We start from the raw sequence: 22828 nt of genomic DNA, 5'->3' as shown, positions 1-22828 counted from the left end.
TGAGAGGGGCGAGGTGATGACGGCTTTGCGTTCTCACCTCGCCGCCTTTTGGGCAATGTTTTGGGGTTGCCCATACGGTAAATGGGTGAGCTTTCTCGTCATTTCCGTTTTCACGCTTTTTTTGGCGCTTTATGGAATAATTGCAATTTTTTTATCCATTCCCCTACTTCTGGGGTTTGGTTTGACTTGGCTGGTTTTGGCGGTGCAATCGTTGCGCGATTCATGGCAAGAGGCAAAATCGATAGCGAGCTATCGGGCTCTTTGGTTGAAAGGCGTGTCTATACCGCTTCTTACGCTTGCAACTGGCGTGGCGCTCTTATGGCCTGCACTGTTTCTGGGTAGCAGGTTGAAGACATATATTGTTTTGGCGGCGCACTATGTCAGTTACGAGCGTGCAGTCGCAGTTGAGCTGGCAAAGCCGCACCCTCGGCAATTGCTTTGGGATTATGATGGGTTTCTCGACAATACAAACGCGATTGTTTGGGACGGCACCGGTCATCCTGCGAAGCGTTTGATCAAGGAGGAAGGGGCCGACATCGCTACCTGTTCCCGCCTTATCGGTGACTATTATGATTGTGGAATAGACTATTAATGGCCCGCTACATCGCCTTTTTCTCCAGCATCAATGTCGGCAGCAATCGGCTGACCATGGCCGATCTGCGCTACGCTTTCGAACGCGAAGAGTTCGAGAATGTGGAAACCGTGGTGGCCAGCGGCAATGTGCTGTTCGACTATGACGACCGACCGAGTGATGGGTTGGAAGAATTGCTGGGCCATATGATGGCCGACCGGTTTGATATGGATTCCTTTGCCGCCGTGCGTAATGCCGCCGAGGTGAGGCAGGCGATTGAGGGCAATCCTTTCAGCGCGACAGGTGAGGAAAATCAGGTCCACACCCATTTCCTCAGCCAACAACCCGCACCGGATCGTTTCGACGACCTGTTCGCCGCCTACGCGGGGCGCGGGCCGGAAAGACTGGCGGCGGGGCCTCGCTCGCTTTATGTTGATTATGTGAATGGCGTAGGTGCCTCTCGGCTGACCGGTCCCTTTATCGAGCGCAGGCTGGGTTGCAGGGGCACGGCACGCAATATGCGCAGCCTGCGCCGTATTCTGGAAAAGATGGAAGACTAATGGCCCGTCCCACTGCTACGCCTGAAACCCGTTCGGTTCGCCTGCTGAAAGTGGGGGAGCAAGTGCGCCATGTGATTTCCGAGATTCTGGCGCGCCAGATGGTGCATGACCCGATTCTGGCCGCGCATAGCGTGTCGATCACTGAGGTCCGCATGAGCCCTGATCTGCGCCACGCCACGGTTTTTGCCAAGCCTTTGCTGGGGCAGGACGAGGAAATCGTGCTCAAGGCCCTGCGCACCCATACTGCCTATTTCCAGAAGGAAGTGGCGGGCAAGTTGAAGATGCGTTTTGCCGCCAAGATCAAGTTCCTCAATGACGAGAGCTTTGACGAGGCGAGCCGGATTGACGCGCTGCTTTCCGATCCCCGCGTGCGCCGCGATGTGGAAAGCGACGAGGGTGAGGGCGGGGAGTGAAGCGCTTTGCTCTAGCCGTCGCACTGGTTTTGGGTGGTCCTGTGCAGGCTTATGCCAAGCCAGTATCGTCCGCCTTGTGGCAAGACCCTGCGGTGGACGCAAAGGCACCCGCGCGGATGGTCGCGTTTCAGTTGCCGGTCGATGGGGCGAAGATTAACGCGGTGTTTTATCTGGCCGCTGGTTCCGCTCCGCATCCTACCTTGCTGTTGCTGCATGGTTTTCCGGGCAATGAGCAAAATCTCGATCTGGCGCAGGCTGCCCGCCGCGCTGGCTGGAATGTGCTGACGCTGCATTATCGCGGGTCATGGGGCAGCGAAGGTGCGTTTTCTTTTGCTCATTGCGCGCAGGATGCCGCCACCGCCGCGCGTTGGCTGCAAAAGCCCGAGATTGCCAAGCTTTATCGCATCGACCCTCGCCGTATTGCGGTGGCGGGGCACAGTATGGGCGGCATGATGGCTGCCCGCACCATGGCCGAGGTTTCGGGCTTACGTGGCGCATTCCTGATCGACCCTTGGGACATTGCCGAACAGCGGCGTCAGAACCAGTCGCCAGCCAGTTTGGAAGATTTCCGTCGCAATGAGTTGGAGGGCGATCTGCCCCCGCTGTCGGGCACCAGCGCAGAGGCTCTGTTGACGGAAATCTCGCAAGTTGGTCCAGAGTTCGATCTGACCAAAACGGTTGGCGTGATCGCAGATCGGCCCTTGGCGCTGATCTATGCCAAGCGCGGAATTGGTGGGCAATATGGTCAGAAGCTGGCCGCAGCCAAGGGCAAGCATGGCCCGCTGACCGCCGCTCTCTGGCCCACCGACCATTCCTTTTCCGATCACCGGCTGAAGCTGACCGCGCTTTTGCTGCAATGGTTGGGCAGCTTGCGATAATCCATGGCCAAGCTCTATTTCTATTATGCCAGCATGAATGCGGGCAAATCGACCACGCTGCTGCAGGCTGATTTCAACTATCGCGAAAGAGGCATGGCCACCATGCTGTGGACCGCGGCGCTGGACCATCGCGGCGGGGATAATGCGATTGAAAGCCGGATCGGTCTGGCCGCTGACGCGCATCGCTTTGCGGCGGAAACGGACCTGTTCGCGCAGGTGGCACAGACCCATGCCGATCAGCCCTTGTCCTGCGTGATGGTGGATGAGGCGCAGTTTCTGTCCTCGGCCCAGGTGTGGCAGGCGGCGCGGATTGCCGATGAATTGGGCATTCCTGTGCTGTGTTATGGGTTGCGCACCGATTTTCAGGGTGAATTGTTCGCCGGTTCTGCCGTGCTTTTGGGCATTGCCGACAGTCTGGTGGAATTGAAGGCCGTTTGCCATTGCGGGCGCAAGGCGACGATGAACCTGCGCGTCGATGCCGATGGCCGTGCCGTGATCGAAGGCGCCCAGACCGAGATTGGCGGCAATGACCGCTATGTAGCCCTTTGCCGCAAGCATTTTGCCGAAAGCCGCACGCAATGAGCCTGCATGGCTGGATCATTCTCGACAAGCCGCTGGAACTGGGCAGCACGCAGGCGGTTTCGGCGGTCAAGCGCAACCTGCGCGAGGCGGGCTATAATATGAAGCTGAAAGGCGGGATCAAGGTGGGCCATGGCGGCACGCTGGACCCGTTGGCCAGCGGCATCCTGCCCATCGCGCTGGGTGAGGCGACCAAGCTGACCGGCCGGATGCTGGACGCTGACAAGATCTATGACTTTACCATCCGCTTTGGCGCGCAGACCGAAACGCTGGATCTGGAAGGCGCGGTTGTGGCCACCAGCGATGTGCGCCCCATCGCGGCAGAGGTCGCCAGTGTGCTCAACCAGTTTACCGGCCCGATCGAGCAAGTGCCCCCCGCCTATTCCGCGCTGATGATCGATGGCAGGCGCGCCTATGACCGTGCGCGGGCAGGGGAGGTGGTGGAGATGCCTTCGCGCTCTGTCACCATCCATGCGCTGGATCTGGTCGATGCGGGGGATGATTGGGCGACCTTGCGCGCCCATGTGTCCAAGGGCACCTATATTCGTAGCCTAGCGCGCGACATCGCGCTGGCGCTTGGCTCCTGCGGCCATGTTACCTATCTGCGCCGCATCAAGGCGGGGCCGTTTACGCTGGAAGCCGCGATTTCGCTGGACTCTCTCAACGAAATCGGTAAGGGCGCTTCGCTTGAACATAAACTCCTGCCATTGGAGGCGGGGCTGGTCGACATCCCGGCTCTCGCTCTCACCCCGGATATGGCACGGGCGGTCCGTCAGGGCCGCGTTCTGACCGGAATGCCCCAATCCGACGGGCTTTACTGTGCAAAGCTGGACGATGTTCCGGTGGCGCTGGTGATGCTGGAAGGAGGCTCGGCCACAGTCGAGCGGGGGTTCAACCTCGTGGATGTCGCGGAGTAGTACAATGACGGTTTCGCCCGAAAAGAAGCAAGAACTGATCCAGAGCAACGCCACGCACGCAACCGACACCGGTTCGCCCGAAGTGCAGGTGGCGATTCTGACCACGCGCATCGTGAACCTGACCGAGCACTTCAAGACCCACGCGAAGGATAACCACTCGCGTCGCGGTCTGCTCCAGATGGTGAACAAGCGCCGTTCGCTGCTCGACTACTTGAAGAAGAAGGATGTGGCGCGCTACAACGCTCTCATCGCCAAGCTGGGTCTGCGTAAGTAAGATCCTTTGGAGCGCTCCCGGAAACGGGGGCGCTTCTTCTTTGTGGCTTCATCGCCTTCTTTCCGCTAGAGAAGCGCCCAGCCCCTGATCAGGGGCTGCCTGTGTTTTCAGGCGGTATGATTTACGGGCTTTCCCGCAATCCGGCGGGCGGCTCAGGGGTTTGAATTTTAGGCCCCACACCGGACCGGGACGGTATCCCCGGCAGCAAACCCCCCTTGCAATAGGGCTTGGGGGCTGAAGGATAGACAATGTTCGACGTCAAAACCGTATCGATGGAATGGGGCGGCAAGACCCTCACCCTCGAAACCGGCCGTATCGCTCGCCAGGCCAATGGCGCTGTGCTGGCCACCTATGGCGAAACTGTGGTGCTTTGCGCCGTTACGGCGGCCAAGAGCGTGAAGGAAGGCCAGGACTTCTTCCCGCTGACCGTCCACTATCAGGAAAAGTTTTCGGCTGCTGGCCGTATCCCCGGTGGCTTCTTCAAGCGTGAACGCGGCGCGACGGAAAAGGAAACGCTGGTTTCCCGTCTGATCGACCGCCCTGTGCGTCCGCTGTTCCCCGAAGGTTTCTATAACGAAATCAACGTCATTGCTCAGGTGATGAGCTATGACGGCGAAAGCGAGCCCGACATTGTGGCCATGATCGCCGCTTCGGCTGCGCTGACTATCTCGGGCGTGCCTTTCATGGGCCCGATCGGCGCTGCCCGCGTCGGTTTCAAGGATGGCGAATATCAGCTCAACCCCAGCATGGCGCAGGTTGCCGAAGGCCGCCTCGATCTGGTGGTGGCCGCGACTGACGCCGCTGTGATGATGGTGGAATCGGAAGCCAAGGAGCTGACCGAGGACGAAATGCTGGGTGCCGTTGTGTTCGCGCATGACGAAATCCGCAAGGTCACCAACCTGATCATCGATCTGGCCGAAAAGGCTGCCAAGGAGCCTTGGGAAATCGACCTGTCGGACAACACCGCCGACATCAAGAAGAAGCTGAAGGACGTGGTTGGCGCCGATGTGGCCGCCGCTTACAAGCTGACCGACAAGTCGGCCCGTTCGAACGCTCTGAACGCTGCCCGCGCCAAGGCCAAGGAAGCTTTCGCCGATGAAAGCGCCCAGACGCAGATGGTGGCCATCAAGACCATGAAGAAGGTCGAGGCCGACATCGTGCGTGGCGCCATCCTGCAGGACGGCACGCGTATCGATGGTCGCACCACCACGCAGGTTCGCCCGATTGAAGCCATCGTTGGCTTCCTGCCGCGCACCCATGGTTCGGCGCTGTTCACGCGCGGTGAAACGCAGTCGATCTGCACCACCACGCTGGGCACCAAGGATGCCGAGCAGATGATCGACGGTCTGGACGGCCTGTCGTATCAGCGCTTCATGCTGCACTACAACTTCCCTCCCTATTCGGTGGGTGAAGTGGGCCGCTTTGGCGCCCCCGGTCGCCGCGAAGTGGGCCATGGCAAGCTGGCATGGCGCGCGCTCAACCCCGTGCTTCCCAGCAAGGAAGACTTCCCCTACACGATCCGCGTTCTGTCGGACATCACCGAGTCGAACGGCTCGTCGTCGATGGCCACGGTTTGCGGCGGCTGTCTGTCGATGATGGACGCTGGCGTTCCGATCGAGCGCCCCGTGTCGGGCATTGCCATGGGTCTGATTCTGGAAGGCGATGAATTCGCCGTTCTGTCGGACATTCTGGGTGATGAAGATCATCTGGGCGACATGGACTTCAAGGTGGCCGGCACCAGCGCAGGCATCACCACCATGCAGATGGACATCAAGATTGCGGGCATCACGCGCGAAATCATGGCCCAGGCGCTGCATCAGGCGAAGGAAGGCCGCGCGCATATCCTTGGCGAAATGACCAAGGCTCTGGGCGAAGCCCGTACCGAACTGTCGGCCCATGCTCCGCGCATCGAAACCATCACGATCGACAAGTCGAAGATCCGTGATGTGATCGGCACCGGCGGTAAGGTGATCCGCGAAATCGTGGCCACCACCGGCGCCAAGGTCGACATTGACGATGAAGGGATCATCAAGATCTCGTCCTCGGACGGTGCGCAGATCGAAGCGGCCAAGGCCTGGATTCTGGGCATTGTGGAAGAAGCCGAAGTCGGCAAGATCTACAAGGGCAAGGTCGTCAACATCGTTGACTTCGGCGCTTTCGTGAACTTCATGGGTGGCAAGGACGGCCTCGTCCACGTGTCGGAAATGAAGAACGAGCGCGTGGAAAAGCCCACCGATGTGGTCAAGGAAGGCCAGGAAGTCTTCGTCAAGGTGCTGGAAATCGACCAGCGCGGCAAGGTTCGCCTGTCGATGCGCGTTGTCGATCAGGAAACCGGCGCGGAACTGGAAGACACCCGTCCCGCCCGCGAACCGCGCGAACCCCGCGCTGATCGCGGTGACCGTGGCGACCGTCGTGGTCCCCGTGGCGATCGCGGTGACCGTGGTCCCCGCCGTGAAGGTGGCGACCGTGGTCCCCGTGGTGAAGGGCGTCGCGAACGCAGCGAAGGCGGTAACCCCGATCACATCCCGGCTTTCCTGAAGTCGGAAGACTGATCCGTTGAGGGGAGGGGGCTTGGCCTCCTCCCTTTGACAGACATGAAAAGGCCCGCTTGCCTTGATAGGTAAGCGGGCCTTTTTCTTTGGCTGGGCGTGTCGGCTCTAGCTTTCGCGCCGGTCGCTTTTGCCGCGCAGGTCGGTGTTAGCGTCCGCCAGCAGCACGCGGTTACGACCTTCCGCTTTTGCGCGATAAAGCGCACGATCTGCCCCGCGCAAGGCGCTGCGGGGATCGGGGAAGGCAAAGACATCGGCCACACCGGCGGAGAAGGTCACCTTGCCGAAGGGCGTATCATTGGCGCGGTTGACCATCCGCCTTTCGGCCATGGCGGACCGCGCATCGTCCAGCAATTCCCACGCCTGATGCAGGGAACGGCCACGCAGCAGCACGACAAATTCCTCGCCCCCGTGACGCGCCACATGGCAACGATCATCGGAAATGCGCGAAAGGGCGGCGGCGACATTTTTCAGCACGCGGTCGCCAGCCTCATGGCCATGTTCGTCATTGATGCGTTTGAAATTGTCGATGTCGCAGAAGGCGACAGCCAGTTGCTCGCCATTGTCGCGTGCTGATTTGTAATCGGCGGCATAGCGCTGTTCAAAGGCGCGGCGGTTGGGCAAGCCGGTCAGATGGTCTTCTTCGGCGCTGCGGCGGGCCTGTTCCAGACTGCGGCGCAAGGCGCGCGTTTCCAGCATGGAGCGCGCCATATCCTGTTCCAGCGTCGCGGTCCGCTCCAGCATGTTGCGGGCGATGCCGACCAGTTCATGCACCATCTCGCTGGTGTCATGGGCTGGCGACAGCAAGGCTTCGGAAGGGGCCTTGTCCAACCCGTCCACCTGCGCGGTCAAGGCGACGGTATAATCGCTGGCGGCGGATTTGGCGGCGGTGCTGGTGCGGTCAAACGCCTCCATATTGGTTTCCAACCGATGCATTAGCCGGTTGATCACCTCGGCCTGATCGCCGCCAGCCTCTTTTGCGGTGCGTTCCAGCCAGTCGCTGGTCAAAGGTTCGCGCGCGCGCAGGCGTTCATCGATGCGGCGCATCATCCGCCCGTCGCCGCCATTCAGATAGTCATGCGCGATGGTCAGGGTAAACGGGCTGATTTCCAGATCATGGTTGAGCAGGAAATCGGCAATATCGCCCAGCACCTGCGCACGGGCTTGTCGGCGCGGGTCAGCGTGGACCGCCTGCGCCGATTCATCGCCGGAGAACGGGGCGGGGGAGGCATCATCATCCTCTTTCCCCGCGCCGCGTAGCCAGCCCAGAAGCCCTTTGGCAGGGCGGCGGTGCAGCGAAGAATCATGCGCAGTCATAGGATTATGTCCTATTCCTGCATGGTGTAGTTCCCATGGAGGCGGGGCTAGGGAAAGGTACGTGTCAGCCCTTTGGCCCGTCGCCCCAATCGGGCGGGGCGATGCAGCAGAAATCACCGTTGCGCTGTGCCTTTTCGCGCAGTTCGGGCAGCATTTTACGGCAACGCATGATGATCCCCGAACTGTTATGCGCCTTCAGATAGGCGATCGGGTCGCTGATCTTGCCGCGGAATTGAGGGGCCATCACGGCCAATTCATGATCGGGCAGGCGGCTCTGCATGAAGGCGAAATAGGTGACGTCATCGATCAGCAGGTTCTGCGCATCTTTGGGAAAGGGCATGTGGCATTGGCGCGCGGCCCCCATGATTTCGGCATAGCTGTCGTGATAGCCAAAAACCGGCACCGACCAAGGGTGATAGGGCAGGAAGTTACGCTGACGCGCATCATAAAGCAGGATCGGGCCGTAAAGCTGGGCCACCAGCACGATGGAGAGCAGCGTCAGCGGGCCAACCGCCAAAGCCACCGCGCCCAGATATTTGCGAACCGGCGCCCAGCGGTGCGGGCTGGACAGCGCCAGAATGATCGACAGCATCAACAGCGGCAGCACATAGCTGGCCTCATAGGCGTTGCGGTCAATTTGGCTGACGCACCAGATCGACACCGCGCCCAGCAACATCAGCGCGATGACGGGTTCTGGCGGTACGACTTTTTCGCGCAGCATGGCGATGCTGCCGCCGATGAAGCTGATGACGGCAAAGGCCAAAGACACACCCCAGATGATGGTCATGCCGCCGCGCCAACCATCCATTTCGTCCTTGCTGACGCGGTTGATCGGCAGCCATGATGACATCGGATCAACCGAGGGAGCGGCGCGCTCGACGTAATTGTGCAGCTTGTAATTGCCCAGCACTTTCAGCACCAACTGGCCCTTGCTGATCGTGCCCATGTTCAGTTGGCCTGCCAGATTTTGCCTTGCATGTTGTTTGGCCACGATGGGGTCCATCGGGCATTCCATACGCTTGACCCAATAATGGCTGCCGCTGGCGGTGGCGGCCAGCAGCAGGGCAATGGCCGCCAGCCTTGCGCCCAGTGCGGCGCGGCCACGACTGGCAAAGGCGATACAGGCGATGAAGGCTGGCACCAGCAGCACCGCCTTGAAGTGATAGGACAAGGCCACCAAGGCCAGCGCCAGAATCATCAGTGACCGCCTCCACGCCGTACCCGGACTGGCCAAGGCGGGTGAATAGGCAATGCCGTTGAAAGGCGCGAACATATTGCCGGGCGAGCGCCAACCCGCACTGGCGATCAGCACGGCAGAAGCCGCGGCAAGGAAGATTGGCTGTTCGGGACGGCTCCACACCAGCAACAGCGGCATAACGCCCAGCCCCATCAAAGAGGCAGCGATAATGGCCAGCACATCGCGTTCTTCACCACTGCGTCCAATGCGGCCTACAAGGCGTAGCACCAGCCAGATGAAGGCGATCGCATAGGCCACGCCCGAAATGCGGATGAACAGGGGATCGGGGAAATGCGTGTTGAAAAAGGCGGAATACCAGCGCACCGGCCACATGAAGAAGGGCGGCGCGGCCAGCGTATTGGGCCCGCAATTGTCGGAATAGAGCTTGTCCACCCCGTCCAGCCACGCGCGTTCCTGCAGGCGCCAACCGATTTCGTCGGTGTAAACCGGCAATAGCATGCCCGCCACCAGCGCCAGCAAAACACCAAACACCACAGCCTTGCGCAAATGGGCAAACAGCCTGCCGTCAATCTTGTTCATGGAAAAATGCTGTCGCCCCGCGTGTCGAATTTCGCTTCCCTTGGCGCAGCATGGCGGCCTGCGCAAGGCCCTGCTGAGCACCAATGTAAACGGGCGGCAGGATGAACCAGCCGCCCGTCAGTTTTTGTAGCAATGGTAAGGCCTAAGCCCTTAACGCACGCGCGGATTGCCGAAAGGCAGTGGCGGCGGCGGGCGGCGATGGCCACGCGGAAGTTGCGCCTGATAGGCGCGGCCGCAATGTTCCACGCAATAGGGGAAACCGGGGTTCACCTTGTCACCGCAGAAGTGGAAGTCCGGTTCACCCGGATGCCCCATCGGCCAGCGGCAAATGCGGTCGTTGAGATCCAGCAGGCTGGTCTTGTCCGCAATCTCGGGGCTGGGCTTGGCAGGCACCAGACGGCGGGGCGGAGCGGGGGGAATCGGCGCCTGTTGCTCACCCGGCCCCTGACGCAGGAAGCCGCCGGGGCCGACCGACACGATGCGCGGTGCGGGCGGCGCGGCAGGCGCGTCGCCATCGGTTGCCGCTGCAACAGGAGCAGGGGCGGGAGCCGGTGCAGGGCGCGGCGCAGGCGCAGCGCGTGGCGCGGGCGGCGCGACCGGAGCGGGCGCAGGGGCAGGCGGGGCAGCCACAGGCGCAGGTGGTGGCGCAGGAGGCGCAGCGCGCACGACCTTGGCGGCGGGCGCATCCTCTGTGCTGCGGTCGTTGGACTTTACCGGACTGGGGCGCGCCTTCAGCCCGAGGCGATGGGCTTTGCCGATCACGGCATTGCGGCTGACCCCGCCCAATTCCTCGGCAATCTGGCTGGCGGTGGAGCCGCCTTCCCACATGCGGGTCAGTTTTTCGATGCGTTCTTCGGTCCAGCTCATGGTTGCTTCAATGCTTTCTGTTTCCCATGCCCAAGGCTTGCACCTTGCCTTTGCAGGCATAATGCGCGCCAGAAGCAGGCTGAGGCTTGCCAGCCCTTGTTACACCCGATAGTCCGGCATGTATGGCCAATCAACCCCACTTTACCGCCCCGTCGCACAACAATCAGCCCCATAGCGGTTCGGACAAACGCCAGTTCCCGCAACAGGGGGTGCCGATCATCGATGGTGTCAACCGGTTGGGCCTGTGGACTCTCTATATGAAAGAGGTGCGCCGTTTCATCAAGGTGCAGACGCAGACAATCTGGGCTCCGGCGGTCACAACCTTGCTCTTTCTGGTGATTTTTACCGTGGCGATGGGGCGCGGCAACCGTGAAGTGTTGGGGGTGAACTTTGCCACCTTCGTCGCGCCGGGGTTGATCATGATGGGCATGATGAACAATGCCTTCCAAAATGCTTCCTTCAGCTTCCTTGCAGGCAAGATTCAGGGGACGATTGTCGATTATCTGATGCCGCCGCTTTCCACTGGAGAGATGATGGCGGGCATGATTGCGGGCGCGGTGACTCGCGGCGTGCTGGTCGGACTGGCGCTGGCAGGGGCGATGTTGCTGTGGCCGGGGGTGACTTTGACCGTGGCGCATCCCTGGGCGGTCTTGTGGTTTGGCCTGATGGGTACGGTGCTGCTCTCGCTGATCGGGCTATTGTCCTCGATCTGGGCGGAGAAGTTTGATCATAACGCGGCGGTCACCAATTTTGTGGTGCAGCCTTTGGCGCTGCTGTCGGGCACTTTCTATGTGATTGATAATCTGTCGCCCATGTTCCAGTCGGTAAGCCGGATGAACCCCTTCTTCTATGTCATCTCCGGCTTCCGCTTCGGCTTTCTGGGGCAGAGCGATATTGGCGGCACCAATGAGGCTGTATTGCACGGTGCGCTGGCGCTGGGCGTGTTGAACGCAGTGCTGGCGCTGTTGGTCTATCGTGTGTTGAAGTCGGGCTGGAAGCTGAAAGGCTGATCCAGCCCTTCCGTGGCCTGCGGATTAATGCCGCAGGCCTGCACGCAGGCGATAGCGCTGCCCGTCAAATCTTTCGAACAATTGCGGCAGGGCGGGGTGTTCCACTGGCCCTGCTTCCATGTCCCCGGTCAGATTCTGTTGGCTGACATAGGCGATATAGCTCTCCTCCTCGCTCTCGGCGAAGAGGTGGTAATAGGGCTGGTCACGGTCCGGGCGCTTTTCCTGCGGGATGGATTCGTACCATTCCTCGCTATTGGCAAACACCGGATCGATATCGAACACCACGCCGCGAAAGTCGAATTCGCGGTGGCGAACCACATCGCCAATGGCAAATCTTGCGCGGGAGGCGCGGGGTACGTCGATGCGGCGGCCTGCCTGAAGGGAGAAAAAGCTCGTTCTGTCCATATTAAGGAATGTAGGCAAAGCGGGGCCAGCAAACAAGGGCGGCGCTTGTGGAAAATCGGGACCTTTGGCGCGGCGCCGGATAAAAAATGCACAAGGGCAAAAATAATGCTTGGCAAGGTGTGATTCGTTGGCTAGAGGGCGGCTCCCGACCGGGACGAAGCCCTTGTGGTTTCATCCAAAACCTTGCGGAGAGGTGGCAGAGTGGTCGAATGCACCGCACTCGAAATGCGGCATACTCGTGAGGGTATCCAGGGTTCGAATCCCTGCCTCTCCGCCACATATTTCCCCACAATTCAATCACTTAGCTTCTGAAATCAGGAAGCCTCTGCTGGCACACCCCACGAGCGGAACCCAGCGCACCCCTTTGGCACCCCTGTGCCACCCCCAGTCCACCTTCGGAAACCCGCAGTTTTCTGCCGTTGTGGCACGAATAACCGCATCATTGCGGATATGGCACACCCCGTCACACCGGCCTGCCGAAAAACCCCATTCAATTATGCGAGGCTATAGGAGGTGATCCAGTCCGGTCCCCTCTAAGTCCTCTTTAAGTCCACTTAGGAGACCTGATGGACCACCAGCCCTTCTTCTGCGGGAGACCTGTCGTTGTCTGTCGGCGGCTCATGGGTAACCAAGTCGATCCCGACTTCGAACGGGAGCAGGCTGAGTACCTCAAGACACCGACTGCCTTCTGGCTGCGCCCTGATGGGGACTATCTCAGCCCCACTCCATACCGCCCCGTCCATCGACACTATGACGTCCTGACCCACACGACACTGGAGTTTACCTATGCAGACTGAAGCCCGCGCACTGGTCCGCCGTCAGCTTGAGCTGGAGGATGAAAGCCGTGGCCTTGGTGCCACTCGTTATCGTGCTGCCCGCCCGCTGCCGTGGAAGGGTGACGCCTCGTCAGTCTCCGAAGAGACCGCATTGCCTCCGGGGAAGATGCTCCTCAAACAGTGCATCGAACCTGTCGAACAGGCAGTGGCTGAATGGTGTGCCCAGATCGCCAATGGTGGCGCTGGTCGTCGCCATGGTGCCTTCCGGCTCCTCAATGCCTGCCTGCCGGATCAAGTCGCGTACCTCACCGCTCGTGTGGTCATCAACTCGGTCTCTTCAAGGCTCGGGTTGACGGCCACAGCGTTTGCCGTTGCGGCTGCGCTGATCGAACATATCGAGATGGTCCGCCTCAAGGAGACGAACAAGAAGGGCTACCGAGGGTTGACCAAGGTCTCCAAGAAGAAGGCCTCGGACCACAAGTGGAGGCAGGCCCTTAAGAAGATCATGGATGCCGAGGGCACACGCCTTACGGTTCCCCAAGCGGAGCAACTTCAGGTCGGCCTGAAGGCTATCGAATTGATGTGCGACTCGACCGGCCTGTTCGTCATTGAGCAGCCCGCTGGTCGAGGCAACAGCCGCATCGTCCGCGCCACTGAAACCTTGGTCGATTGGCTGGACAAGCAGCATGCCCGCTGCGAACTCCTCGAACCCATTCACATGCCTATGATCGTCCGCCCTCGGCGGTGGCGTACCCCGTTCTGGGGTGGCTACCTCACCAAGAGGCCCGGTCTGCGCCTCGTGAAGCAGTGGCAGAATGCCTATCATTCTGAGCTGCGCCACGTTGACATGCCGCTGGTCTATAAGGCCGTGAACACCATCCAAGAGTCCCCTTGGCGCATCAGCAGTCGCATCCTCGACCTCATGACGCAGGTCTGGGAGGACGGCGGAAACCTCGGTGGCCTTCCGCAGCGCGAGGACGAACCTGTTCCCGCCAAGCCGGAAGACTTTGACGTCAACGACGAGGCCCGCTCGGTCTGGTTCCGCGAGGCCGCGAAGGTCCACGAAGCAAACGCCTTCATGCAGTCCAAGCGGCTGCAGTTGAGCCAGCGCCTCTGGATCGCCAACAAGTTCCGCGACGAGGAAGCCATTTACTTCCCTCACGAGCTGGACTTCCGTGGCCGTGTCTATCCGGTGCCGACTGGCGGCCCCCACCCGCAGGGTGATGACGCTGCCAAGGCGCTGCTGGAGTTCTCCGAGGGCATGCCCATCGGGGAGACTGGCGGAATGTGGTTGACCATCCATGTGGCCAACCTTTTCGGCGTTGATAAGGTCAGCTTCAGCGACCGCATCAAGTGGGTCGCGGAGAACGCTGCGGCCATCATCGACAGCGGCGAGAACCCGCTCGACGGAGGACGCTTCTGGACCACTGCGGATAGCCCGTGGTGCGCTCTGGCTGCCTGCATTGACTACGCAGGGTACTGCCGAGACGGCGCTGCCCACATCAGCCACATCCCTGTGGCTCTGGACGGCTCCAACTCGGGACTTCAGCACTTCTCAGCGATGCTCCGAGACCCTGTCGGCGCCGCTGCGGTGAACCTCCTGCCCAGCGATAAGCCGCAGGACGTTTACATGCAGGTCGCCGTGAAGGCGCAGGCGATTGTCGATGCCACGCCGGTCATCACCATCAAGGTGAAGGGCAAGGATGGCGAGGACAAGGAGATCGAAGTGGCCAACCCGTGGATGAACGGGAAGGTCACCCGCGCTATCGCCAAGCGCCCGACGATGACCTACTGCTACTCGGCCACCCGCTTCGGGATGGTGGACATGATCCATCAGACCCTGCGGGAGATCGACGCAGACAAGGGCCAGCCCCACCTCGGAGGCTTCGACAACTACCAAGCTGCCAGCTACCTGTCCTATGTGGTCTGGGATGCCATCAGTCAGGTCGTGGTCGCTGCCACAGGGGCCATGGGGTGGCTTCGGGAAGTCGCCAAGGTCGCCACGAAGGCCACTGTGCCGGTCTGGTGGACCACTCCCACGGGACTGCCGGTCCTCCAGATGTATACCAACATGGAGGGCAGGGAGATCGACGTCCACATTGGTGGTGCCCGCACCAAGCTGGTCATCAAGACGCCCAGCGCGGAGACCACGCTGAACAGCAACGGTCAGGCCAACGGGATTGCACCTAACTTCGTGCATTCCTTCGACGGCGCGCACCTGCAATCCGTAGCCAATGGATGCAATGATGCGGGTATCAAGTCGATTGCGGTCATCCATGACAGCTTCGGCACCCACGCTGCCCGCACAGGGGAGCTGGCTGACATCCTGCGTCAGACCTTCATCGACCAATACACGCCCAATGTCCTCCAACGCTTCTATGAGGAGATCAGTGAACAGCTACCGGAAGAGTTCGTTGAGCAGCTCCCGCCACCCCCTGCAGAAGGCCTGATGGACCTGCAGGACATGGCCGCTGCCGACTACATGTTTGCCTGATGCCCGCATCATTGCATCTAACGTAACCAGAGGAACCCAGAGCATGACCGAGAATACCCAGACCGTCTTCGCCTTCAACGACGCCACCATCCGCACGGCCCTGATCGACAAGGAGCCGTGGTTCGTGGCGAACGACGTGTGTTACGCCCTCGGACTCAGCATTACCTACGGTGCCCGAAAGCATGTTGAGAAACTGCTCGACACTGAGAAGCGCCTCATCACGATGGGCGAACTTGACCCGGAATTTAAGCCCTGTGCAAGTCATGGGGGTGTCCGTGCCCACACGAAGTTCACGATTGTCAACGAGTCCGGCCTCTACAAGCTCATCATGCGGTCGGACAAGAAGGAGGCCTTGGAGTTCCAGCACTGGATTGCTTCGGAAGTCCTGCCGAGCATTCGGAAGACCGGCAAGTATGCGCTGGCCGACCACGGGCGAACCGAGATGCCCCTGCCTGCGGACTTCGCGGCAGCCTTCGCCAAGATCACCGAGCTTCTGGCGCAGAGCAACGAGTCCCTGCAGGCAACCAATCGTGAAGTCGCGCTCCAGCGCAAGGAGATCGCGGACCTTAACGAACTGCTGGCCGTGGCCGCCGAACAGATGAAGCCTGAAGAGTTCATCACTGCCCGTGGGGCGCTGGCTCAGGGCCTGACGCCTAAGCTCTCGTCCAGCGAGATCGGGAAGAGGATGAATGCTTTCTGCCACCGCCACGGTCTCGGCATGGGGACTATCCCCAGTCGGAGTTATGGGCACATCACCACCTACCCAGCCTCGGCCTTCCGGCGCTGCTTCGAGGCCTGAGAGGCCTCCCGACCAAAAGCGTCGAATAAATCGAGGCTATAGGAAGACGAACACATTTTCGATTGGAGACATCATGATCGGTAACATCCGCATCCTCGGTGCAGAAGGGTTCGGCGGGATGGCCTTGACCGCTGCCGTCCCTCGCATGGAGGTCAGCTTCGCTGGTCCCACGCTCAACGTGGCCCTGCGTAGCCCCTTTGAGTGCTACCCGCACGGCCTGCGCGAACCTTCGGACTCCCGCCGTCTCTTCGGCTCGGCCCTTCGTGAAGCTGCCCGCGACGTCTCGCGTGAAGTTGAAGGCCGGATCACCCGCTACCTGCGGGAAATGGGGCACCTCCTGTGAACCTGCTGAAAGCCATCGGGGACGGGGTCAAGATCGCCAGCACAGTCGCTGGCCTTCGTGAGCCTGCCTTCCGAATCTGCGACCGCATGCAAGACATCCACCCCTCGGACCAAGTCCGGGCCTTGTTCCTTGCCGCTGCGGTGACCGCCGAAGCGGTGGGCGTCGATCCTCATGACGAGATCGAACGTGCCCGCCGCATGTGCGCTCAGGCCGAAGGCCCCCACACTTACCATGTCCAAGCCATCCGCGACTATGCGGCTGAAGAAATCGTTCGAAAGGATCGCAATGAAGTTCCCTAAGCTTCGCCTCATCTTTGAGCGCCACCGCTATAAGCACCCGATCAAGGCCCGCATCTCGTTCGACCGCACGAGCTATAACGTAGCCGAAGGTCGCCGCACGGTCTTCTCGATCTACGTCCAGTTCCCTCTGACGGACTATGTCGCCTCCCTGCAGGTGACCCGCTGATGCCCCGCGCCATTGAGGCGCTGCTGCGCCAAGCCGCCCGCGAAGTGAAGGCCCTCGGGTTCACCTTCGCGGACACCGAGGCCAAGCTGGCCGCTGAAGGCTACGAACTGTCCGCCCTTGAGGAGGACGTTGAGTCCATCCTCGCCGCCCAATAACCGCAACATTCCATCTACCGGATCAACACATGGCATTGAAAAAGACCCTTATCACCCCTCGCGCCGCCGCTGTCTGGCCCCACCTGAATGGCCCTGACACCAAGTGGAAAGCCGAGGGCCAGTACCACAGCAAGCTGCGCTTCGAAGTGGATGACCCCAAGTGGCTGGAGCTGAAGAGCAAGCTGGAAGCCATCCGCGACGCCAAGTATCAGGAAGAATATGATGCTCTGGTCGCGGCCAAGAAGAAGGCCCGCGCTGACCAGCTCAAGAAGGTGGAAGTCGGCAACATCGAAGTCGATGAAGACAGCGGTGAAGAGACCGGCTTCGTGACCATCAAGGTCGCCGCCACTGCATCGGGCGTGACCAAGGCTGGCAAGTCGTGGCGTCGTTCGGTGCCGATCTTCAACAGCCAACGCAAGGAACTGAAGAACCCGCCGCGCATCAGCGGTGGCTCGATCCTGCGCTGTGAAGTCGAGCCGTTCGCCTACCTGTCCGAGAAGGACAAGGAGATCGGCGTGTCGCTGCGTCTGGAGTCCGTCCAGATTATTTCGCTGGTTTCCGGCGGTGCCCGTTCGGCTGACGAGCGTGGCTTCGAAGAGGAAGATGGCGACGACATCGAAGATGAAGCCGCAACCGGCGCAGCCGAAGGTGGCGACGACGCTGACGGGGACGATGACCTCTAAGCACGAGATCACGTTCTTCCTGCCCTTTGCTCCTATCCCTAGCCCGCGCCCCCAAGCGCGGGTTATCGGGAAGTTCGCCAGTTTCTACATGCCCAAGGCATACATGGACTGGAAGAGGGCCGTTGCCGATTACGTGTACCAACAAGTCCAGCACACCCCGAGTGAACTGCTGGAAGCGCCGGTCGAAGTGACCGCAGAATACATCGTCACCCCGCCGAAGACGACCAAACTGTCCTTCCCCAAGCCTGACCTTGATAACTACGAGAAGTCCTTGCTCGACGCCCTGTCGATGGCAACGACTATCTGGAAGGACGACACACAGGTCCATCAGATGCTGTCATCGAAACGATGGGCAGCCGAAGGCGAAGAGACAGGCATGTCGGTTCGGCTTATCTTCGGAAGATAAGAAACCATGCCCGCATTTACCCCGATCAAGTCGGTGGACTACCTCGTGGTCCACTGTTCTGCTACGCCTGCCACCCGCGACATCGGTCGCAAAGAGCTGGACATCATGCACCGCCAGCGCGGTTTCATGGGTATCGGCTATCATTACGTGATCCGCCGCAGCGGTGTGGTGGAGAAGGGCCGTCCCGATAACCAGCCCGGTGCCCATGTCGAAGGCTTCAACAGCCGGTCGCTGGGCATCTGCATGGTGGGCGGCACCAAGCCTGACGGCAAGACCGCCGAGTGCAACTTCACGCCGGAACAATACGCCGCCCTTCGGACCCTGCTGGGCACCCTGAGTGAGGCTCATCCGAAGGTGGAAGTGGTCGGCCATCGTGACCTCAGCCCCGACAAGAACAAGGACAAGGTCATCAGCCCGAACGAATGGCTGAAGGAATGCCCCACGTTCGACGCCCCCTCGTGGTGGGCTGGCTACCAAGTCGTCCACCAAGCTCACGCCTAATACCCGCAACAATCCATTAGACGCTTCAGCACAGAGAAAGAGAACCCATGACCTTCAAGAAGAACGACATCGTCCGCTGCATTGACGACGGCGGCAGCCGCCACCTGACCAAGGGTCGCCTGTATGTTGTGGCCAAGGACTCCAGCGGGGGCTGGCTGAGACTCAAGGAAGACAACCGCGCTGCTGGCACGGAGCGGAAGTGGTACGCCTATCGCTTCGAGAAGGCGCAGCCGGTCCCTGCTCGTGACCTGCGCAGTGGCGATACGGTCGTCCGTATTGACGCTGAAGGCGGCGGTGACAGCGTGACGGTGGGCGACATCGCTACGGTTGATTACGTGGAACGGGCCTACGGTGATAACCTTGTTACCTTCACCACGCGCTCGGGCGCAACGCACAACCTGTACGACTACCGCTTCGCCCTGCTGCATCGTCCCGAGGCCACGCAAGCTGCCCCTGCGCCGACTCCGGTGCCGCCCGCCGGTCCCTCCAAGATCGACCTGAAGTCCCTGAAGGCTGGCGACAAGATCACCGCTACGGTGACGATGGTGGTCAAGAACCCTGTGGACTTCGAGGGTGACGTTGAGGTCTTCTTGGCAGGCGATCCGGCAGGTACTGGATACTCGTTCTACCTGACCGAAAAGCAGGACCTGCAGGGTACCGTGGAGAAGGCCAAGCCTCCCATCAAGGTGGGCGACAAGGTCATGCTGAAGGGCGGCTCGTGGGCCTACACCGTGCTGTGCCTTGATACAGGTAAAGCGTGGCTCAAGGACTCCCGAGGGGACTGCATGACCTACTTGGTCAGCAACCTCGAACACGCAGACTAACCACCTAGGGGGACTTCGGTCCCCCTTTCTGCATCCCCAACACAACCAGAGGAAACCAGCATGGCTCGTAAGAAGAAGCCTGAGATCGTCATCTCGCATCTGTTGCACTTGGGTCGGATCACCGACGCCACCGCCCGCGCCGCCTATGGCGCATTCAGTCTGGCCCACGCCATCTGGCAGTTGCGCAACCGCTACAGCCATCTCGTTCCCCCCGGCAAGCTCATCCGCACGGTCCTCCGCGAGGACGTCATGGGCAATGTGTTCGCTGAGTACCGCCTCGTGGACGCCGCACCGGCCTTCCTGAACGCCGCCAACACCAACACCACCGCTTTCTCGGAGAACCGTCAGTATGCTGCTTAATCTTCCCTTCGAAACCTCCATGCGCGTTGCCTTCCAGCAGACCAAGGGTGACCCGAAGTCGCCGCTGGGTCGCCTGATCGTCAACAAGATGCGGGCCGGTGTCGGCATCCGCTGGCCCCGTCGCCCCAAGAAGTGACCCGAGAGGACCACGAGGGGTCCACCTGCATAGCAAAAGAACCGTGTCCGTCCTGTGGCTCCCGAGACAACCTCGGGCGCTACTCCGATGGGCACGGTTTTTGTTTCGGGTGTCACTATTACGAACACGGGGACGGCACTTACACCGCCCCTGAGCCGAAGGAGCGCCGCATGACGGAACTGCTTACCGGCGAAGTACGGCCCATCGCAAACCGTAGCCTGACCGCAGATACCTGTGAGAAGTACGGCTACAAGATCGGCCAGTATCGTGGGCGCGCTGCCCACATCGCCCCCTATTACGACGACGACACCGGCATGGTGTGCGCCCAGAAGGTGCGGTTCAAGCAGGAGGGCAAGAAGGCTTTCACTTGGACCGGCGAACCTAAGCGGGCAGGCCTCTTTGGTCAGCGCCTCTGCCGCTCTGGCGGTAAGATGCTGGTCATCACCGAAGGCGAGATCGACGCCATGTCTGTGGCCCAAGCGATGGGCCTACGGTGGCCTGCGGTTTCCATTCCGAACGGCGCATCGAACGCCAAGAAGGACCTCGCCAAACACATGGCATGGCTCGACAGCTTTGAGACTGTCGTGATTTGCTTCGACATGGATGAGGTGGGCCAGACCGCTGCCCGCGAGGTGGCCGCTATGTTCACCCCCGGCAAGATTAAGATTGCCAGCCTGCCCCTGAAGGACGCCAGCGACATGCTGACGGCCAACCGTTCTGCCGAGCTGGTGGACGCGATCTGGGGTGCCCGCATCTGGCGTCCTGATGGCGTCCGCACCGTGGCGGACCTGCGCCAAGATGCAATGAAGCCCACCGAGTATGGCCTGCCGTGGCCGTGGGCGGACCTCACCCTCAAGACCTATGGCATCCAGCGCCGCTATGCCTATGGCTGGGGTGCCGGTGTTGGCTCTGGCAAGACCACGCTGATGCGCCAGCTCATGCTGACCACCATGCGTCCTGACCTGCTGGAAGACCACAGCCACATCATCGACGGCTACGGGAAACCTTTGGAACGACCGGCTCCCCGCAAGGTGGGCGCGGTGCTGTTCGAAGAGAACCCCGGCAAGACCCTGCGGTACCTCGCTGGGATGTCGCTCAAGCTACGGCTTAACGACCCTACCGTGGAGGTCACCGAGGAGGCCTTGAGCGCGGCTATCGACAGCTTCGACGGCCTGTTCTTCCCCATCGACTGCTACGGCGCAAAGGACTGGGAAGCGATCCGCTCCTACATCCTCTACCTCGTGCTGTCGGAAGGCGTGAAGGACGTCTTCCTCGATCCGCTGACCGCTCTGGTTGCCGGTGAAGAGGACGAGCGTCGTGCCCTCGACACCATCATGGCCGACATATCGGGCATGGTCGAAGCGCATGACTTCACGCTGCACTTTGTGAGCCACCTCACGACCCCTGCCGGTACCCCTCACGAAGAGGGTGGCCGCATCTTCGAGAAGCACTTCACCGGCAGCCGCGCCATCGCACGATGGAGCCACTGCATGATCGGCCTCGAACGGAACAAGCAGGAGAACGAGGACCCCACGAAGCTCCGCTTCCTGAAGTACCGAGACCACGGGGACCGTGTCGGCATCCTGCTGGGTCTCAAGTTCAACACCACCACCGGCCTCATGGAACCCTGTCCTCTGGACGAGGACGGAGGCTGCCCATTCGATAAGGAGCAAGACAACAATGCCGACCTCTAAGAAACCCGGATGGGCCTGTGGACATGACTGCCGGGACCCTGAGTGTGACGGCTGCAAGGTCGTGGACCACTCGCTGGCCTTCCCGAAGCCTGCCTGTAAGTGGGTGAGCGGCTGCCCCCAGCCGTCCAAGTGTAGGGGCTACAGTCACTGCCGCAGCCTCGATCCACACGGCCCCCGAGAGGCTCCTACCATCGGCCACAACGGCGGTCCCCCTATCGTGGACTGCGGTGGCCTGATGTGCCACACCCCCGGCTGCGAGACCTGCTTTCGGAAGCCTCCGGTGGAGAAGGCACATGCGTTCGGCTCCTGCTCTGGGACAGCGCTTCAGGAGCCTGCCCCCGCGAACCCCAAAGCTGCCTTCGGTGCCGCCAAGCCCAGCCTAGCGTTGGTCCCCGGCGCTGCCATGGTGGAGATGGCCGGGGTCTTCGAGCTGGGCGCAAAGAAGTACGGCCCGTTCAACTGGCGGGAGACCAAGGTGGAGGCGATGACATACGTCAACGCTACCCTGCGCCACCTCCTGTCATGGCTGGATGGCGAGGACACCGACCCTGAAAGCAGCAAGAGCCACCTCGGTCACGCCATGGCCAGCCTCGGCATCGTGATCGACGCCATGCACACCAACCAACTGATCGACAACCGGCCCACCCAAGGCGCGACGGCGCGTCTGATCGTGACCAACACCAAGTCCATCTAATGGCGCGCTTCCAGCCTTCCCCAGAGGAGACTGAGAAGCGTAACCGGATCAGGCTGTCTGTCTTCGCCTATGCCTATGAGGTGCATGACGTCAGCCTGATCTCGGATGCCGACTTCGACACGCTGTCGCTCCGCATCGATCCTACCGTCAAGACCGGCCACGCCGTGCTGGACGAGTTCTTCGCCACGCAGTTCGACCCTTCGACCGGCATGTGGGTGCTTCAGCATCCCGATCAGGCTGGGCTTGAGAAAGCCTGTTCGGCGTCAGCACCTATGGCCCAGAAAAGGGGTTGCGGATAATGGAGGGATTGGGTCTCGTCGTAGTGACGTAAGGAACGCAGATGAGACCCAATCCCTCCAGCCCAAAATCGGCTGCCAAGCT

General features: G+C 60.9%; 28 protein-coding genes and 1 tRNA gene. 25 read left to right on the top strand and 4 right to left on the bottom strand.

The genetic code is table 11. The features are described from left to right. Positions 1 to 16: 16 nt before the first annotated feature. The 8 genes from EOE18_RS14815 to pnp all read left to right on the top strand — a co-directional run bounded on the left by EOE18_RS14815 (position 17) and on the right by pnp (position 6744). The gene (locus EOE18_RS14815) at positions 17 to 592 is read left to right on the top strand and encodes a hypothetical protein (protein WP_127710926.1); all 576 of its coding nucleotides are present in this window, start codon (positions 17 to 19) and stop codon (positions 590 to 592) included. Next, positions 592 to 1131 (top strand): DUF1697 domain-containing protein, encoded by a 540-nt coding sequence (locus EOE18_RS14810; RefSeq protein ID WP_127710923.1) that lies wholly within the window; start codon positions 592 to 594, stop codon positions 1129 to 1131. Before EOE18_RS14815 ends, EOE18_RS14810 begins: the two co-directional genes overlap by 1 nt. Further along, on the top strand, positions 1131 to 1544 hold the full coding sequence (rbfA, locus tag EOE18_RS14805) for a 30S ribosome-binding factor RbfA (RefSeq protein ID WP_127710921.1): 414 nt from the start codon (positions 1131 to 1133) through the stop codon (positions 1542 to 1544). The genes EOE18_RS14810 and rbfA overlap by 1 nt, the downstream gene beginning before the upstream one ends. Then, positions 1541 to 2422, top strand: coding sequence for an alpha/beta fold hydrolase (locus EOE18_RS14800; protein ID WP_127710919.1), 882 nt, complete (start codon positions 1541 to 1543; stop codon positions 2420 to 2422). Before rbfA ends, EOE18_RS14800 begins: the two co-directional genes overlap by 4 nt. Positions 2423 to 2425: 3 nt before the next feature. Continuing rightward, the gene (locus EOE18_RS14795; protein WP_127710917.1) at positions 2426 to 3004 is read left to right on the top strand and encodes a thymidine kinase; all 579 of its coding nucleotides are present in this window, start codon (positions 2426 to 2428) and stop codon (positions 3002 to 3004) included. Next, positions 3001 to 3918, top strand: a complete 918-nt coding sequence (gene truB / locus EOE18_RS14790; protein WP_127710915.1) for a tRNA pseudouridine(55) synthase TruB — start codon at positions 3001 to 3003, stop codon at positions 3916 to 3918. Before EOE18_RS14795 ends, truB begins: the two co-directional genes overlap by 4 nt. A gap of 4 nt (positions 3919 to 3922) precedes the next feature. Next, positions 3923 to 4192, top strand: coding sequence for a 30S ribosomal protein S15 (rpsO, locus tag EOE18_RS14785; protein WP_127710913.1), 270 nt, complete (start codon positions 3923 to 3925; stop codon positions 4190 to 4192). A 248-nt stretch (positions 4193 to 4440) separates the two neighbouring features. Next, on the top strand, positions 4441 to 6744 hold the full coding sequence (gene pnp, locus EOE18_RS14780; protein ID WP_127710911.1) for a polyribonucleotide nucleotidyltransferase: 2304 nt from the start codon (positions 4441 to 4443) through the stop codon (positions 6742 to 6744). Positions 6745 to 6849: 105 nt separating this feature from the next. Here the strand turns inward: pnp and EOE18_RS14775 are convergent, their stop codons facing one another. The 3 genes from EOE18_RS14775 to EOE18_RS14765 form a co-directional block, all read right to left on the bottom strand. Continuing rightward, positions 6850 to 8058: a GGDEF domain-containing protein gene (locus tag EOE18_RS14775; RefSeq protein WP_127710909.1), complete on the bottom strand. Its 1209-nt coding sequence runs from the start codon at positions 8056 to 8058 to the stop codon at positions 6850 to 6852. A gap of 64 nt (positions 8059 to 8122) precedes the next feature. After that, positions 8123 to 9835 (bottom strand): hypothetical protein, encoded by a 1713-nt coding sequence (locus EOE18_RS14770; protein ID WP_127710907.1) that lies wholly within the window; start codon positions 9833 to 9835, stop codon positions 8123 to 8125. A gap of 150 nt (positions 9836 to 9985) precedes the next feature. Further along, positions 9986 to 10702 carry a GcrA family cell cycle regulator gene (locus EOE18_RS14765; protein ID WP_127710905.1) on the bottom strand — a complete coding sequence of 239 codons (717 nt, stop codon included), beginning with the start codon at positions 10700 to 10702 and terminating at the stop codon, positions 9986 to 9988. 122 nt (positions 10703 to 10824) lie between these two features. On the opposite strand from EOE18_RS14765, the gene EOE18_RS14760 reads away from it, so the two are divergent. Next, entirely contained in the window at positions 10825 to 11712 is an 888-nt protein-coding gene (locus EOE18_RS14760) for an ABC transporter permease (RefSeq protein WP_127710903.1), read from the top strand. A gap of 24 nt (positions 11713 to 11736) precedes the next feature. On the opposite strand, the gene hspQ is transcribed toward EOE18_RS14760, so the two are convergent. Next, positions 11737 to 12117, bottom strand: coding sequence for a heat shock protein HspQ (hspQ, locus tag EOE18_RS14755; RefSeq protein ID WP_127710901.1), 381 nt, complete (start codon positions 12115 to 12117; stop codon positions 11737 to 11739). A gap of 187 nt (positions 12118 to 12304) precedes the next feature. Here hspQ and EOE18_RS14750 point away from each other — a divergent pair. The 16 genes from EOE18_RS14750 to EOE18_RS14685 all read left to right on the top strand — a co-directional run bounded on the left by EOE18_RS14750 (position 12305) and on the right by EOE18_RS14685 (position 22746). Then, positions 12305 to 12394 (top strand) — tRNA-Ser (locus tag EOE18_RS14750). 509 nt (positions 12395 to 12903) lie between these two features. Beyond that, the gene (locus EOE18_RS14745) at positions 12904 to 15387 is read left to right on the top strand and encodes a DNA-directed RNA polymerase (RefSeq protein ID WP_127710899.1); all 2484 of its coding nucleotides are present in this window, start codon (positions 12904 to 12906) and stop codon (positions 15385 to 15387) included. Between the two features lie 43 nt (positions 15388 to 15430). After that, positions 15431 to 16186, top strand: coding sequence for a BRO family protein (locus tag EOE18_RS14740; protein WP_127710897.1), 756 nt, complete (start codon positions 15431 to 15433; stop codon positions 16184 to 16186). A gap of 73 nt (positions 16187 to 16259) precedes the next feature. Further along, on the top strand, positions 16260 to 16529 hold the full coding sequence (locus EOE18_RS14735; RefSeq protein WP_127710895.1) for a hypothetical protein: 270 nt from the start codon (positions 16260 to 16262) through the stop codon (positions 16527 to 16529). Continuing rightward, a complete protein-coding gene (locus EOE18_RS14730) occupies positions 16526 to 16828 on the top strand; it encodes a class I SAM-dependent methyltransferase (RefSeq protein WP_127710893.1) in 303 nt (100 codons plus the stop codon). Before EOE18_RS14735 ends, EOE18_RS14730 begins: the two co-directional genes overlap by 4 nt. Further along, entirely contained in the window at positions 16815 to 16994 is a 180-nt protein-coding gene (locus EOE18_RS14725) for a hypothetical protein (RefSeq protein WP_127710891.1), read from the top strand. Before EOE18_RS14730 ends, EOE18_RS14725 begins: the two co-directional genes overlap by 14 nt. After that, complete coding sequence (locus EOE18_RS18500) at positions 16994 to 17149, top strand: hypothetical protein (RefSeq protein WP_164852775.1); 156 nt, start codon at positions 16994 to 16996, stop codon at positions 17147 to 17149. The genes EOE18_RS14725 and EOE18_RS18500 overlap by 1 nt, the downstream gene beginning before the upstream one ends. Positions 17150 to 17178: 29 nt before the next feature. Continuing rightward, positions 17179 to 17832, top strand: coding sequence for a hypothetical protein (locus EOE18_RS14720; protein ID WP_127710890.1), 654 nt, complete (start codon positions 17179 to 17181; stop codon positions 17830 to 17832). After that, positions 17771 to 18238: a RusA family crossover junction endodeoxyribonuclease gene (locus EOE18_RS14715; protein ID WP_164852774.1), complete on the top strand. Its 468-nt coding sequence runs from the start codon at positions 17771 to 17773 to the stop codon at positions 18236 to 18238. The genes EOE18_RS14720 and EOE18_RS14715 overlap by 62 nt, the downstream gene beginning before the upstream one ends. Positions 18239 to 18244: 6 nt before the next feature. Then, positions 18245 to 18739 (top strand): N-acetylmuramoyl-L-alanine amidase, encoded by a 495-nt coding sequence (locus EOE18_RS14710; RefSeq protein ID WP_127710886.1) that lies wholly within the window; start codon positions 18245 to 18247, stop codon positions 18737 to 18739. 47 nt (positions 18740 to 18786) lie between these two features. Further along, positions 18787 to 19563, top strand: a complete 777-nt coding sequence (locus EOE18_RS14705) for a hypothetical protein (protein ID WP_127710884.1) — start codon at positions 18787 to 18789, stop codon at positions 19561 to 19563. Between the two features lie 60 nt (positions 19564 to 19623). Next, a complete protein-coding gene (locus EOE18_RS14700; protein ID WP_127710882.1) occupies positions 19624 to 19923 on the top strand; it encodes a hypothetical protein in 300 nt (99 codons plus the stop codon). Then, positions 19913 to 20059 carry a hypothetical protein gene (locus EOE18_RS18495; protein ID WP_164852773.1) on the top strand — a complete coding sequence of 49 codons (147 nt, stop codon included), beginning with the start codon at positions 19913 to 19915 and terminating at the stop codon, positions 20057 to 20059. The genes EOE18_RS14700 and EOE18_RS18495 overlap by 11 nt, the downstream gene beginning before the upstream one ends. A gap of 170 nt (positions 20060 to 20229) precedes the next feature. Next, complete coding sequence (locus tag EOE18_RS14695; protein WP_127710880.1) at positions 20230 to 21753, top strand: toprim domain-containing protein; 1524 nt, start codon at positions 20230 to 20232, stop codon at positions 21751 to 21753. After that, the gene (locus EOE18_RS18985) at positions 21740 to 22447 is read left to right on the top strand and encodes a dATP/dGTP diphosphohydrolase domain-containing protein (protein ID WP_342772669.1); all 708 of its coding nucleotides are present in this window, start codon (positions 21740 to 21742) and stop codon (positions 22445 to 22447) included. Before EOE18_RS14695 ends, EOE18_RS18985 begins: the two co-directional genes overlap by 14 nt. Then, positions 22447 to 22746 (top strand): DNA ligase LigA-related protein, encoded by a 300-nt coding sequence (locus EOE18_RS14685; protein WP_127710876.1) that lies wholly within the window; start codon positions 22447 to 22449, stop codon positions 22744 to 22746. The genes EOE18_RS18985 and EOE18_RS14685 overlap by 1 nt, the downstream gene beginning before the upstream one ends. The last annotated feature ends 82 nt before the right edge of the window (positions 22747 to 22828 follow it).

It is taken from the genome of Novosphingobium umbonatum, assembly GCF_004005905.1.
GTDB classification, from domain to species: Bacteria; Pseudomonadota; Alphaproteobacteria; order Sphingomonadales; family Sphingomonadaceae; genus Novosphingobium; species Novosphingobium umbonatum.
Note: the sequence above shows the minus strand (reverse complement) of the source record. Positions and strands in the feature narration are given on the sequence as shown.

Excerpts from the sequence above, each read along its gene's own strand:
- EOE18_RS14770 (WP_127710907.1), bottom strand. The coding sequence starts at position 9,835 with ATGAACAAGATTGACGGCAGGCTGTTTGCCCATTTGCGCAAGGCTGTG.
- EOE18_RS14745 (WP_127710899.1), top strand. The coding sequence starts at position 12,904 with ATGCAGACTGAAGCCCGCGCACTGGTCCGCCGTCAGCTTGAGCTGGAG.
- truB (WP_127710915.1), top strand. The coding sequence starts at position 3,001 with ATGAGCCTGCATGGCTGGATCATTCTCGACAAGCCGCTGGAACTGGGC.
- EOE18_RS14685 (WP_127710876.1), top strand. The coding sequence starts at position 22,447 with ATGGCGCGCTTCCAGCCTTCCCCAGAGGAGACTGAGAAGCGTAACCGG.
- EOE18_RS14695 (WP_127710880.1), top strand. The coding sequence starts at position 20,230 with ATGACGGAACTGCTTACCGGCGAAGTACGGCCCATCGCAAACCGTAGC.
- rbfA (WP_127710921.1), top strand. The coding sequence starts at position 1,131 with ATGGCCCGTCCCACTGCTACGCCTGAAACCCGTTCGGTTCGCCTGCTG.
- pnp (WP_127710911.1), top strand. The coding sequence starts at position 4,441 with ATGTTCGACGTCAAAACCGTATCGATGGAATGGGGCGGCAAGACCCTC.
- EOE18_RS14765 (WP_127710905.1), bottom strand. The coding sequence starts at position 10,702 with ATGAGCTGGACCGAAGAACGCATCGAAAAACTGACCCGCATGTGGGAA.
- EOE18_RS14715 (WP_164852774.1), top strand. The coding sequence starts at position 17,771 with ATGAAGCCGCAACCGGCGCAGCCGAAGGTGGCGACGACGCTGACGGGG.
- EOE18_RS14740 (WP_127710897.1), top strand. The coding sequence starts at position 15,431 with ATGACCGAGAATACCCAGACCGTCTTCGCCTTCAACGACGCCACCATC.
- EOE18_RS14810 (WP_127710923.1), top strand. The coding sequence starts at position 592 with ATGGCCCGCTACATCGCCTTTTTCTCCAGCATCAATGTCGGCAGCAAT.
- rpsO (WP_127710913.1), top strand. The coding sequence starts at position 3,923 with ATGACGGTTTCGCCCGAAAAGAAGCAAGAACTGATCCAGAGCAACGCC.
- EOE18_RS14705 (WP_127710884.1), top strand. The coding sequence starts at position 18,787 with ATGACCTTCAAGAAGAACGACATCGTCCGCTGCATTGACGACGGCGGC.
- EOE18_RS14725 (WP_127710891.1), top strand. The coding sequence starts at position 16,815 with ATGAAGTTCCCTAAGCTTCGCCTCATCTTTGAGCGCCACCGCTATAAG.
- EOE18_RS14795 (WP_127710917.1), top strand. The coding sequence starts at position 2,426 with ATGGCCAAGCTCTATTTCTATTATGCCAGCATGAATGCGGGCAAATCG.
- EOE18_RS18495 (WP_164852773.1), top strand. The coding sequence starts at position 19,913 with ATGCTGCTTAATCTTCCCTTCGAAACCTCCATGCGCGTTGCCTTCCAG.
- EOE18_RS18985 (WP_342772669.1), top strand. The coding sequence starts at position 21,740 with ATGCCGACCTCTAAGAAACCCGGATGGGCCTGTGGACATGACTGCCGG.
- EOE18_RS18500 (WP_164852775.1), top strand. The coding sequence starts at position 16,994 with ATGCCCCGCGCCATTGAGGCGCTGCTGCGCCAAGCCGCCCGCGAAGTG.
- EOE18_RS14710 (WP_127710886.1), top strand. The coding sequence starts at position 18,245 with ATGCCCGCATTTACCCCGATCAAGTCGGTGGACTACCTCGTGGTCCAC.
- EOE18_RS14815 (WP_127710926.1), top strand. The coding sequence starts at position 17 with ATGACGGCTTTGCGTTCTCACCTCGCCGCCTTTTGGGCAATGTTTTGG.
- EOE18_RS14775 (WP_127710909.1), bottom strand. The coding sequence starts at position 8,058 with ATGACTGCGCATGATTCTTCGCTGCACCGCCGCCCTGCCAAAGGGCTT.
- hspQ (WP_127710901.1), bottom strand. The coding sequence starts at position 12,117 with ATGGACAGAACGAGCTTTTTCTCCCTTCAGGCAGGCCGCCGCATCGAC.
- EOE18_RS14700 (WP_127710882.1), top strand. The coding sequence starts at position 19,624 with ATGGCTCGTAAGAAGAAGCCTGAGATCGTCATCTCGCATCTGTTGCAC.
- EOE18_RS14760 (WP_127710903.1), top strand. The coding sequence starts at position 10,825 with ATGGCCAATCAACCCCACTTTACCGCCCCGTCGCACAACAATCAGCCC.
- EOE18_RS14720 (WP_127710890.1), top strand. The coding sequence starts at position 17,179 with ATGGCATTGAAAAAGACCCTTATCACCCCTCGCGCCGCCGCTGTCTGG.
- EOE18_RS14735 (WP_127710895.1), top strand. The coding sequence starts at position 16,260 with ATGATCGGTAACATCCGCATCCTCGGTGCAGAAGGGTTCGGCGGGATG.